Raw genomic sequence first — 12588 nt, forward strand, 5'->3', positions numbered from 1 at the left:
TGAAAGCAAGAAAATTGTCCACGGAAATCAAGAGGTGATTTTATGTATGATATTAATGCAATAAAAAACTACATACTTTATCTCAAAACCAAATGTGATTTATCCGTCAGCTTGCATATGCTGGACTATGGTCAACTTGTTAAGTTAGGCGCTTTGCTCCCTTTTGCTTTTCACGATAACTCCTACTGTGTCTATGTCAAGACCTGCGAAAAAGCACATGGTCAGTGTTGCCTGGAACAGAATAAGGCGAAAATTAAAAGCCAGAGCGGTTCTTTTCATGGAATATGCTATGCGGGTGTAAAGGAATATGTTTATCCTATATATAATGGAAAGGATACGGTTGGCATCGTTTGTGTTTCAGGGTATCAAAGCGAAAAGGCAACATACTATTTAAATTCAGTTTGCGAAAACTATGATTTGGATTATGAAAAATTAAGCGCATTTTATCGTACACTAAAACCCAAAATTCCGCCCAAGGATGAGATTGATACACTCATCCATCCTTTGTGTGAAATGCTTGAGCTTGCCTTTATCCAGTTGCAGGAAAACACCTATTTTCCGCAGAGCTTTGCAGAACGGGTAGCACACTATCTGGATATAAATCATACGAAAAAAATCTCTTCCAGAGATGTGTGTGACCATTTTTCCTGCAGCCGCTCTTATATGAGTCGTGAATTTAACCGATACACCGGAATGACAATACGGGAATACCTTACCGAGCTTCGTATAAGGGATGCACTCGTATTGTTAGAATCCTCTTCTCTTTCGGTTTCTGAAATCGCATATTCTGTCGGGTTTAATGATTCTAATTATTTTTCCAGCATTTTTAAGTCTCACGTTGGCGTATCTCCTCAGGAATATCGAAAAAAGCGAACACGATGATTATACAGGGTATATAAGCGTTGACATACAAGAAATAAAATGTAGGGGCGATCTTAAATCGCCCCTACATTTATAACACCACAATTTCTATGGACGAATTCGGTAATTTTAAAGACAAAAGTAAAGGAAAGGGGCACGATGTTGTGTTATATTTATAAATGATGTATTTATATTTTGCAATACCTTTAGGAGGTAGTGTTTTATGAAAAAAATATCTGTACTTATCTTAAGCATAATGATGGTATTGATGTCGATTATAATGCTCAATGCCAATTATGTGGTAAATGCGGCGGACGACTTATTGGGATGTGACACAACAAAACTTACAACGGAGGATTTCACGATAACCGCAGATAAAAACGAAGATACTACAACATTTACTGTAGAGTCGAGTGCGGCAGGCGTTTCGCTTGAGGTAACCGCACCTTCAACTGACACTTGCGGAAATGCTTATTATGTCTTAAATGATAGTTTTACACCGGACTATAACAGTACAACCGTTATTCGCTTTAATGCTGTTGAAACCAACAAGTATGTTCAATATAAGCCGTTCATAGAGGATTCTAATGGCGGAAAGTATCATGTTTCCGCTTTTGTAACCGATGGGCAAACCATAAGTGATGACGGCGGTGATGAAGTGGTTTTAAAGATTAACTGGTCCGGGGAGACATCGAAATTGTACAGAAATGGTGTGGAAATCGGTTATCTTAAGACCTTCCCTACACAAGAAGTTTTAAGCAAGGGAATACAGCTTGGTTTTGTTCTTTCAAGTAAACAGGCTGCTTCTCGCAGCTTCACGGTTTCCAACCTTGAGGTATGGAAAGAGTCCGGAGAGCCGTATTTGACTTTAAAGGGCGAACCTACTGAGAAATTCTTTGCGGGTGAGTATCAGATTCACGTGCCTGCTCCCCAAAGAGCCGGGACAGTAAGCTTTACAGTTTTGGGCGTACAATACCAAGACGGACATCTGGTTAGTATCACCCCCAAGACCTTTGATTTTGAGAAAATAGATGTTGATACCGAAATGGTTCTGGATGTTACAGTTGCCGATGAAACAGATCAGTTAACCTGCATGGTATGGGAGAGCTTGCGTACAATGAAACCTATCATTATGAAGAAGAATTTTGAAAAGATTTTGCCCGATGAAGATGCGCCTTATGCGATTTTAAAATTTGACGATTTGGGACCGGGAACTGTGGAGGCGTTTCAAAAGGCGATAGACGTTTGTGAAGAAGAAGGCGTGGTGGCATCGCTGGGGCTGATTGGAAAACGGTTCAACGACGAAACAGATCCATCGGTTTATACCACCATCCAAAATTGGCATGATAACGGATTTGAAATCTGGCATCACGGATTTGAGCATTCACCGGAAGAATATTCTACCTATACCTATGAACAACAAAAGGAGTCCTTTGGCAAGGTCCTGGATTTGATACAAGAAAAATGCGGCATTACCATTACTGCATTTGGATCTCCGCATAACAACAGCACCGAGCTTACGCGGGATATGATTGAGGAAAATTTCCCGCAAATCAAGGCGATTATGCTGGCGAGCTATGAGGGAACGAATAACATTACCGTTTTGAATAAGCAAGTGCGTTTAGAAGCTGCCACAGCAGGCGTGATGGCAGATTATCAGACCGTTCAGAACCGCTATGCAAACCGAAGATCAGGGGACGTTATTGTGATGCAGGGACACCCTTCCGGATGGGACGAGGAAGAACTTTTGAAACTAAAGCTTATCATTCAGTTCTTAAAACAAAAAGGCTGTATTTTTATTACTCCAACTGAGTATGTGAACATGTGTGTGAACAAATAACAGCATGCCCTATGGCTTTTGCCACAGGGCATGCTCTTTTTGCTATCCCAACATTTATTATGGAACCAATTTTTCTGCTTTTGATAGTATTTTTTATACATCGATTGACTTGCGGTGCAAAGCATGGTAAAATAAAATTACTCCTTGTGTTTTGTGGACAAATTTCGTGCTTTTAACGACAAAAGTCAAGGAGAAGAACGCGTTTTTGTGCTATATTTATCATAGCCTAACGAAAAAGGGGAGGAAAAGAATGAAAACGAAAGTGATTGCACTCACGCTGTGCTTTTTGCTTATGGCACAGCCATGTCTTGCTTTAAGTGAAAGTATTGCGGTTGACAGAAATACGGTTACCATAAGTGGTAAAGCGGAAATCCCTCTGCAGGAAGTTGTGCTTCAGCTTCTGGCTGAAGGGAAAACAACTGCTGAAAGCCTTGATGACATTTTATATCAGGATCAGGCAAAGACGGACGAAAACGGTGATTTTTCCCATTCGTTCACCGTTCCTTCAGGCTTAAACTCGGGAAATTACAACCTGGTTTTTGCTTATGAAACGGGCGAAACAAAAACACTTGTTCTTCCGTATAAAAATGAATCGGATGTAAAAGATGCTCTCCGGATGCTTGAAAGCGAAAAAGAACCATCAAAGCTAAAGGTGCTTTTTGAACAGTATGGCGAAAGCTTTGGTTTTGATATGGAGCTTTACAACGCGCTTTCCGATGCAGGAAAGCTGAAGGCGGCGGAGCTTTATGTAAATAACAAAGATTTTGCAAGCTCGGTAACAGCAGCTGCTGTTATGCACTACGACGGTGATTTTTCAGACCTTGTAACAGGCAAATTTGGTGAATTTACAAAAATTTCCGAAACAAATGCATATAAGCAATTCAGTGCCCGCATAAATATTTCGGAAATCGGAAGTGTTCTTAAGCAGAAAACAATTTCCTCGGGTGACGGGGCGAGAGCCGAGTTTGAAATTGAAACAGGTCTTGCGCTTATAAAGAGTGCAAGAAGTTGGTTTGATGTGCAGCAGGCGGTTGAGCTTATCGTTCCTGTCTTAGGACTTGACATTTCCGGTTTTAAGCAAAATCCTCAGGCTTTCGGAGAAGCATTTTTGGCAAAAAGCTACACGAAAGAAAGCTTTGTTGAAAGCTACAACGCAGAGCTTCAGAAGCATAGCAGCAGTACAGAAATCATTTTTGCTGATGTCGCACAGGAAACCTTATGGGCAAACGACAGTGTAAATGCTCTTTATAAGGCCGGCATCGTAAACGGTGTGTCGGATACCGCATTTGACCCCAACGGTAACGTAACCCGTGAGCAGTTTGCAAAAATGCTTATATCTCTGATAGGTGACACCGAAAACATTTCAGATCATTCGTTCTCAGATGTTCCGGCTGACAGCTGGTTTGCACCCTTTGTTTGTGCTGCAAAAGCTACGGGTATTGTAAACGGTGTGTCGGATACAGAATTTGGGGTAGGTCAGAATATCACCCGTGAACAGATGGCGGCAATGATTTACCGGGCGGGCAAGCTTTTGGGCTATGCACCCAAAGGCGAACCAAAGACCTTTACCGATGCGCAATTTATTTCGGATTACGCAAAGGAAAGCGTTGATGCCTTAACGGCAGGCGGTGTTATAAATGGCAAGGAAGACGGTACCTTTGCACCCCAAAGCACCGCAACCCGTGCTGAAGCGGCTTGTATGATTTACAATCTGATGAAGGCAACGGGTCACAGCAACAATAATTTAACAGGCTTAGAGCCTGTTAAAGGTGTTGATCCTTTTAAAACATACGCTGACAATTTTAACAGTCTTGCGGAAAAAGAATACAAGGAAAGAGACCTGGTTTCGGTTCCGGGGTGGTATTTTGTTTCGAATGGGGCATCTTATCTGAAGGCTTTAAAAGCGCCGACAGGCAAAACTACGGAAATTCCGTATACAGAAAAGCAGAAAGCGGAAAACGCATCCGATATGGCGGTGGCAATCATTGCTGACAACTCAAAGGCATCCGCATTCTTTGATACCGAGCCGTTTCTCATGAATGCAAAGACATTAGGAAAGCTTCGTTTGGAGATGAATCTTTATCTTGAATCGGAAAGCACATCGCCTTCTTATAAGATTTTTGACGCGCAGTTCATGGCATATGAAGTAGACAGAGGCAGTAAGCTGATGCCCTTCATCTATTTTGCAGCTGATGGCGGTGTGTACTACTACGAGACAGACGAATCAAGTGTACGTTGCGGAAGCTATGCCAAAAACACATGGACAAATGTTTGCGCAGACATAGATACCGAAAGGAGCATCTACACACTTTATTTAAACGGAACGGCTGTTGCAAAAGATGTTCCGTTCTCCGCAACAGATATTTTGTGGGACGGTTCAGACCCTGTTCCTGCATTAAAGAAGGTTCGTGTTCGTATGGGCGTTGCTCCTGATGCCGTAGGTAATTCATCTGTGTGTATCGATGACTTCCTTCTCGCTACATACACAGACAAGCCTGCAATCAGCATTAAAAGTGCAGAGGGTAACAAGGTTACACTTTCGGTTCCCGAAAATATTGACGAAAATACATTGAAGTATATTTCGGTTTCTGTAAACGGAAATAAGGTTAACGCAACCGGTGCTTTAAGCGGTGAGAATTACACAATCACTCTTCCTGTTCCCTTAAAAGAAGGCGACAAAACAGAGGTTACGGTAGGAAAATGGGTTGCACTTAGTAACGGTGTAATAACCGGCACACCCTATGTCTTAGAGTAAAGGAGGAGATAAACATGAAAAAGATAATTTTAGGTTTAACTTTACTTGTGCTTATTTTCTCATGCACAACAGTGTTTGCGGCAGAAAAGGTACTTGCTCCGATTGTCGGACTTTCCGGTAGCGGAATCACAGAAGGCTTTGATGCTAAGGAATTTGACGGTCTTAAATTTGAGACCCGTGACCTTGGAAGTACATTTCCAAGCTTTGGTTTTATCACAGAAGGCTCTGTTATTGAGTCGGTAGATGTTTCAAAGCTCGGTGTAAAGGCATACAAAATTCCGTCAGAACCGAATAAAGACAATGGTATGCGCATTTCGTCGGACGGTACGGCGACCAAGCGTGCATATATTGACATATGGAACGTACCGCTTGAGAACATCAGAGGTGCTGAAAACTATCGCATTGAGTATAATATTTATGTGTCGCTTCCTGAAAATTCCCAAAACGGCGACGTGATTTCGGATATCAGCTTTTATGCGGTGGATGTCCCATCTGCTACCAAAAACGTGGGTATCATCGGCTTTGCCCGTAACGGGAAAGTATATCAGACATCCGATGTTTCTAAAAACAAATACGCAGAAATAAAAGACGCGGAAGGCAAGACCGTAACGTATGAAAATAACGCGTGGCAGCATGTTGTGATTGACATGAATGCAAAGACAGGAAAATATACCTTTTATCTTAACGGTAAACAAATTTTAAAAGACAAATCGCCTGCCTCTACCGTCGAGTTTAATGCAGAAAGCGGTGCATACCGTATCCGCCTTTCTTTCAATCCCGTGGCAGAGGACAGCGAAAGCTATATAATTTATGACGACATTTTATTCGCTTACGAAGCAGAGTCGGAAGAAGCTCCTGCATTCATGGGCTTTTCAGACGGGTTTAAAGAAAATAGCGATTTCTATAGCGGGATCAAAGGCATTCTGTTCTCGGGGATTTCATCGCCGGACGAAATAAAGATGCAGTCGGATGGAAAAGAAGTTAAAACAAAAGCGTCGCTTTCAAAGGATATTGCGACCTTATCCCTTTCGGAAAGCATTGCGCCCGATAGGCTTTACAGCATTACCTTCGGCAGATTCAGCGGAAACGTAATCATGAAGGATTCTGTAGAAGTTAAGCTTTTTGCCCATAAAACACGCATAGATAAGGCAACCTTGCAAAACGGAGGAATTGATGCGGAAATCGTATGCGGTACGGATACTGAAGCTGTTCTTACTGCGATGGTTTACTATAAAGACGGAAGCTTTTCCATGTGCGCAAGTGAACCCGCCACCCTTAAAGCAGGTGAAACAAAAGCTTTAAGAGCAGAAATTGAAAATTCCGACAGCATTGAGAGCATAAAGGTAACTCTTGTTGAAAGTATCAAAAATCCGAAACCGCTTTGTGCGGCGGTTACTGTGAAATAAGGAGGGAAGAAGCATGAAAAAATTTATATCTTTAAGCCTTGCATTTGTGCTGGTTTTATGTATGGTTCTTCCTGTATCAGCAAAAGCGAATGTGGTCGTACACGACGGCAATATCCTGTTTCCCGAAAGCGATGTTTACGCAGTTACGGTTAACGGCATAAAAGTTCCCGTCCGCGCGGAAATGGTAACGGATACCCCCTTTAATGTCGCAATGTTTTCGGCAGAAGGGGAGTGTGAGGTTGAAATTACCGTTCTTAAAACTATGGATAAATTCAAGCTGTCACCTACTGCGTACGGCTTGAATCCTACGCAGAACGGAAACAAAATTACCTTCAAATTTGATGCACCGAAGCACCTTTTGTTTGAAATGAATGACACTGTACCGCTCATTTTGATTTCAACGCCATATGAGACTGAAATTCCCGACAAAAATGACCCGAATGTTTTATATTTTGATGAAGGCGTTCACGAAGCAGGAATCATAAACCTTAAAAGCAACCAGACCGTTTATATCGCATCGGGTGCGGTGGTTATCGGAAGAATCCAGGGCATAAACATTGAAAACGCAAAGGTTTTGGGCAGAGGTATTTTAGAAAGCAAAAAGTACACCACGCCCGACTATCCCGGTATAAAGGATCCGGAGGTTGTCAAAGGCGTTTTAAGCGGAATGAACAGGACCAAGGCGGTTTTCTTTCAGGACAGTAAAAACTGTAAGGTGGACGGAATTGGCGTAAGAAACTGCAAAGAATGGCAGAATCTTTATCTTCTTGACAAGGACTTTGAAATTTCCAATATGAACACCATGGGTGTTCACGTGAACAACGACGGTATTGACTTAGACACCGTTGAGAATTTCAAGATTTACGGTAACTTTATTATGGCGGGTGACGATGGCTTTGGTTGGCACACCTTGCGTGCAAACGACACAAAGGAAGCCCCCACCAGAAATATCGTTGCGGAAAACAACACAATCTACAATGTAACCGCAGGTAACGCAATCCGTTTCGGCTCGTCTATGGAAACAAATCTGTGGGAAAACATTACCATCAAAGATACTTACATTTTAAAGGCAAGAGCTAATGCCGTAATGCTGGATATCCAGGACTGGTCTCTTGTCAAAAATGTAAATGTTGAAAATGTGTATATTGAAGAAGCACCGGGCGATGCAGTTATACACATCTCCATTTCAAAGGGACAGTACAGTAATGACGTGGAAAAAACAAGCGTTTTTGCAAAAGACGACTATCGAGGTCACATTGATGGTGTTACCATTAAAAACCTGTTTGCAGAGGCAGGTGCAGGTGTCATTGTTACAGGCTATGACGACAAACACCTTGTTCAGAACGTAACATTGGAAAACATAAATATTGCAGGCGAGACTTTAAGTGATGCGTCGCAGATAACCACCAACGATTATGTTAAAAACCTTAGTGTAAAGGCTGACGCTTCGAGCGAGCTGATCGACTTTTCAGGTACACTGTCGGCACAGTGGTTATCCATGCGCGGCAACTGGTTTACCGCAGGCGGTATGCTCAAGCAGTCCGGCTCGGGCGGAGCTTCGTTCATTGGAAAAAGCGGAACAGCTTCCGACATGAAGGTTTCGGCAGATGTAGCTCTTTCCTTTAAAGGGCAGAGCGTTGGTGTTGCAGGCCGTGTGAAGGACGACAAAAATTTCTATCTTGCCCGCCTGAACTCCATGACGGGAAATGTTGAACTTTGCAAAATGCAGGAAGGTACCCTTTACATTTTAGGAACGAAAGAATGCGACCTTCTGAAAGCAGAAAAGCTGTTTCTTGATATGCGTGGAGATGAAATTTCCTGCGGTATCAACGGGGAAACCTTAATATCCGCAACCGATGGCACCTTTAAGTCGGGTAAAACGGGAATTTATGGCTACACCGCTTACAGAAACACCGTCGACACATTCACGGTTGATAATTTTGCGATTGAAACAAAATAATATCATAGTCAGCAATTTGTGCATAAGAAGATGAAAGGAGAATTTGTTATGAACAACATAAAGAGAAAGTGGCTGGATGCTTTGGGAACACCCTCTTACGAAATCCCGAAAGAGCCTTTGATTTTTGTTAAAAGATATGCGTATGAGGATTTCGATCTTGAGGTTTATGTACAAAGGAATGACCCGAAATCCTTTCAGCGGATTATGATGGCTTTTCCGAAAAAGCTGACTGCACCATGTCCTGCTGTAGTCGTACCTTTTTACTATCCCGAAGCAATGCTGGGATTTGACCCTGCGACGCAGGAAATCTGTGAAAAATTCACCGAGATTTCTATGATGCGTGATCTTGTAAAGAGAGGATATATTACTGCAAGTGCCGATTCGTATCATCTGACATATACAAATAATGTACATAGTAAAGAAGGTCTTGATTTATGGGATGAAGCGGGAAGGCGTTTAAGAGAGGACAATCCGAATTGGAGTGGCGTCGGAAAGCTGGTTTCAGATACAACACTTTTGATTGACGCGGTAGCCTCCGATTGTAGAGTTGACAATACTCGCATAGGTATTGCAGGGCACTCGCTGGGTGGGAAAATGGCTTTCTACACCGGATGTCTGGATGATAGAATTAAGGTTATTCTTGCCAGCGATTTTGGCATTGGATGGGAACAAACGAATTGGAAGGATATATGGTACTGGCATAATACTGTAGATGATTTGATGGAAAAACAAATGGACCATGCTGAACTTCTTGGCGTTGCTGCTCCCAAACCGTTTTGTCTGATTGCAGGGAAGTACGACGATGAAACCAGTTGGACTCTGATGAGCAAGGCTCCGGGGTATCAGACGGGTGACGGTCGGTTGAAAATTATCAATCACGCAACAGGTCACAGACCACCAAGATGGGCACTTGATGAAGGTTATGATTTTGTAGATGAATGGCTGTGATACCAATGTGTATTGTGGTACATGAATCGGATTGCTTTTAAAGCAAACAGACAGAAAAGGACAGCTTTTACGCTGTCCTTTATAAAATAGGGAAATTGTAAATTTATTGTTTCGTGTTTTTTCTGTATGCCAGTGGAGAGAGATTTTCATACTTTTTAAACAGTCTTGAAAAATATAACGAATCCGGAAAACCGATAGAATTTGAAATCTCCTTTACTGTGTATTGCGTATGAGACAGCAGCTCTTTTGCTCTGTCCATACGAATTTTTAAAATGTATTGTTTGGGCGACATGCCTGTTTTCTCTTTAAACAATCGTGAAAAATAAGTTGGATTCAGGTTTAAGCGGTCGGCTAATTTTGTTAACGTTAAATCGGTGTTGTAATTAAATTTAATAATATGCTTTGCAGCTTCCACGGGTGCATTTACGGTGTTTTTGTTTGCACCATGCATCAGAAGCGCCAAAAAGTCATATAAAAGAGACTGACGCTTAAAATGAGATGCTTCATACGGATCATCCGAAAGCTTTAAAAGGGAGTAAAGCAACTCAGAAAGCTCGGTGAATCGGTCTACACGGCAAATCGGATTTTTACGGGTGATGCCACATTTTGAAAGCAGCGATTCCACCGCCTCACCGTAAATACCTATCCAGCGGATGCTCCAGTCTGTGAGCGCTTTGTAATGCACTCTCTCGCCCGGAAACATGACAAATAAATCATGCGCATGAAGCTGTATTCTTTTAGGACTAAACATTGTAGCATGTCCCTGTTCGACCAGAACAATTAAAAAGTGTGAGCGAATTTCAGGTCCATAGCTGTGATTTTTTGTTTTCACACGTTGTCCGCAATAATACATACCCAAATCAAGCGGATGAAAGGGGAGTAAATTTTTTTCTGTCATGGTTGTATCCATAGAACCACCTCAATATCTATATTAGCATAAAAAGTAAAAAAAGTCTATGCTTTTGTTGCTTTTTTCTATATTCAATGTCAAAATCATGATTTATAATATAAACGGGGTGAAATATATGAAATCGTTTTTGCAACAAATAGGCGCTACGAATGAAAAGAATTTTTACATAAAAAAAGTATACGGCGAAGTGCCGTTGCCGAAGCTGAATGCATCTGACAGAATTTTAATTCCTGTTGACGAGGGTATTGCTGTACCTGTAAATCAAAAAGCCCCCTTTTCCATTGAAGATATGACCTTTTGTAAACGCGAAGCCACTATGAGTATGGTAATTATCGAACGCGAAAACGAATATTTGCTAATTTCGCCGGAAGATGGAATCTATGCATCCTACAGTCTTTTGTGGGACGGTTATCAAAATAAGCTTTCTTTAAAGACCAACAAAGAAATGTATATACGTTATGGCTTGTATTCTTCGGTAAAGGATGCTTGCAAGGCGTATCGTGATTTGCTTAGCACAAAGCTTATTCCGTTGACCGATAAGCTGAATAAATTGCCCGAACTGCAAAAACTCATGGGCGGTGCTGTTTTTTGGGTTTGGAATGACCGCTATCAGGAGGTTATGTATGCAGAAAACAATACCGATTTGAATCCTGCGACAGGGGAGGCACTTTTGGATATTGCGGAGGATTTACATCAAAATGGTATAAGCAGAGCGATGGTGGGCATCTTTTTTGATTCGGACAGTAAAATGACAGAGCCGCTTTATAAAAAATACGGCTATATCTGTACGCAGTACGATAATTATAACGATGTTTTAAAGCCTGAACTTTTGGATAAAGTGCCTTCAAACCGCCTGCGTAATTGTGATTATACCGCACGTCGTGTAAAGGATTATCCGGATGGAATACAAATAGACAAAGACGGCAAAATGGAAGAAGCCTGGGCAATTAAAGGTTTTGATGGCACATATTATGCCCAGAATACTTTGTGTCCCCAAGTTGCCGCAGACCGTATGCGGGAAGAAATTCCGGAAGTGCTGAAAAAATACCCTTATTACAAAGGCAGATTTGTAGATGTGTATGGCGTAAGCTTGTCCGAGTGCTTCAGCGACGTACATCCTTTAACTTTTGAGCAATGCAGAGAAGTAAAAAATGGTGCGTATCAGTCTATCATGGATATGGGATTGATTACGGGAACAGAAGATGGTTCTGAAGCGATGGTAAACACACTTTGCTATACCGAAGGTCTGCACAGTCCGTCTTATTTGCGGAATTATGATTCGGGAAGACGGTACGCCTATCTTTATACCGAGGAAGAGTGTGAACACTTAAAGAAATATATGCTGAACCCCAAATGGCGTGTACCGCTCTGGCATCTGGTGTATCACGAAAATCTATTAAGCTTTCCGTATTGGGGCGACTCCACCTGCTGTGCACCGGAGTTTCTGAAAGATAAAATTCTTTTCTCGTGTTTGTTTGGTTGTGCACCGCTTTATTCGTTCTTCGTGAAGAATTACGAAACAATAAAACCATATATACTGGAAAGCTATTCAAAAATTACAAAGGTACACGAAAAAATTGCGTGTCTGCCTATAACCGATTATCAGGTATTAACCGACGATTATCTGGTGCAGACAACGGTATTCGGGGAAAATTATCGCGTAATAGCAAACTTTGGAGAAGAAGATTTTGTGTATGAAGGAAAAATTGTTAAAGCAAAAGATTTTGTTTTTTATGAGAACTAACAAAAAAGCACTTGCCTTAAAAGTGAACTTGTAAAGTAAAAGTAGACACTAAAAACCACGAATTACACAAACCCTTGTTCAATTCTATATTGAACAGGGGTTTTATAATTTAATTTGTATGATAATCTTTCGTTATTAAAGTAATGAACATAGCTTTCAATAAA

At 41.5% G+C, this 12588-nt stretch carries 9 protein-coding genes; 7 read left to right on the forward strand and 2 right to left on the reverse strand.

Going from position 1 to position 12588, the window contains the following annotated elements; translation table 11 throughout:
* The first annotated feature begins 42 nt into the window (after positions 1 to 42).
* From IJE10_07190 to IJE10_07215, 6 genes are all read left to right on the forward strand, one after another.
* A complete protein-coding gene (locus tag IJE10_07190; protein MBQ2967882.1) occupies positions 43 to 882 on the forward strand; it encodes a helix-turn-helix transcriptional regulator in 840 nt (279 codons plus the stop codon).
* 202 nt (positions 883 to 1084) lie between these two features.
* The gene (locus IJE10_07195; protein ID MBQ2967883.1) at positions 1085 to 2701 is read left to right on the forward strand and encodes a DUF2334 domain-containing protein; all 1617 of its coding nucleotides are present in this window, start codon (positions 1085 to 1087) and stop codon (positions 2699 to 2701) included.
* A gap of 250 nt (positions 2702 to 2951) precedes the next feature.
* A complete protein-coding gene (locus tag IJE10_07200) occupies positions 2952 to 5456 on the forward strand; it encodes an S-layer homology domain-containing protein (protein MBQ2967884.1) in 2505 nt (834 codons plus the stop codon).
* 14 nt (positions 5457 to 5470) lie between these two features.
* Positions 5471 to 6862, forward strand: coding sequence for a hypothetical protein (locus IJE10_07205; GenBank protein MBQ2967885.1), 1392 nt, complete (start codon positions 5471 to 5473; stop codon positions 6860 to 6862).
* A 13-nt stretch (positions 6863 to 6875) separates the two neighbouring features.
* On the forward strand, positions 6876 to 8822 hold the full coding sequence (locus IJE10_07210) for a hypothetical protein (protein MBQ2967886.1): 1947 nt from the start codon (positions 6876 to 6878) through the stop codon (positions 8820 to 8822).
* Between the two features lie 48 nt (positions 8823 to 8870).
* Positions 8871 to 9770 carry an acetylxylan esterase gene (locus IJE10_07215; GenBank protein MBQ2967887.1) on the forward strand — a complete coding sequence of 300 codons (900 nt, stop codon included), beginning with the start codon at positions 8871 to 8873 and terminating at the stop codon, positions 9768 to 9770.
* Between the two features lie 103 nt (positions 9771 to 9873).
* Here IJE10_07215 and IJE10_07220 read toward each other — a convergent pair whose 3' ends face one another.
* The gene (locus IJE10_07220; protein MBQ2967888.1) at positions 9874 to 10680 is read right to left on the reverse strand and encodes an AraC family transcriptional regulator; all 807 of its coding nucleotides are present in this window, start codon (positions 10678 to 10680) and stop codon (positions 9874 to 9876) included.
* Between the two features lie 115 nt (positions 10681 to 10795).
* Between IJE10_07220 and IJE10_07225 the strand changes: the two genes are divergently transcribed.
* A complete protein-coding gene (locus IJE10_07225) occupies positions 10796 to 12424 on the forward strand; it encodes a hypothetical protein (GenBank protein MBQ2967889.1) in 1629 nt (542 codons plus the stop codon).
* 62 nt (positions 12425 to 12486) lie between these two features.
* Here the strand turns inward: IJE10_07225 and IJE10_07230 are convergent.
* Positions 12487 to 12588, reverse strand: a 102-nt coding sequence (locus IJE10_07230; protein MBQ2967890.1) for an IS3 family transposase, incomplete at its 5' end; no start/stop codon positions are given.

Source organism: Clostridia bacterium, assembly GCA_017410375.1.
In the GTDB taxonomy this organism is placed as follows: domain Bacteria; phylum Bacillota; class Clostridia; order RGIG6154; family RGIG6154; genus RGIG6154.

Bases quoted from the DNA above. Each gene is read 5' to 3' on its own strand.
- IJE10_07190 (MBQ2967882.1), top strand. From the start codon at position 43: ATGTATGATATTAATGCAATAAAAAACTACATACTTTATCTCAAAACC.
- IJE10_07195 (MBQ2967883.1), top strand. From the start codon at position 1,085: ATGAAAAAAATATCTGTACTTATCTTAAGCATAATGATGGTATTGATG.
- IJE10_07200 (MBQ2967884.1), top strand. From the start codon at position 2,952: ATGAAAACGAAAGTGATTGCACTCACGCTGTGCTTTTTGCTTATGGCA.
- IJE10_07205 (MBQ2967885.1), top strand. From the start codon at position 5,471: ATGAAAAAGATAATTTTAGGTTTAACTTTACTTGTGCTTATTTTCTCA.
- IJE10_07210 (MBQ2967886.1), top strand. From the start codon at position 6,876: ATGAAAAAATTTATATCTTTAAGCCTTGCATTTGTGCTGGTTTTATGT.
- IJE10_07215 (MBQ2967887.1), top strand. From the start codon at position 8,871: ATGAACAACATAAAGAGAAAGTGGCTGGATGCTTTGGGAACACCCTCT.
- IJE10_07220 (MBQ2967888.1), bottom strand. From the start codon at position 10,680: ATGGATACAACCATGACAGAAAAAAATTTACTCCCCTTTCATCCGCTT.
- IJE10_07225 (MBQ2967889.1), top strand. From the start codon at position 10,796: ATGAAATCGTTTTTGCAACAAATAGGCGCTACGAATGAAAAGAATTTT.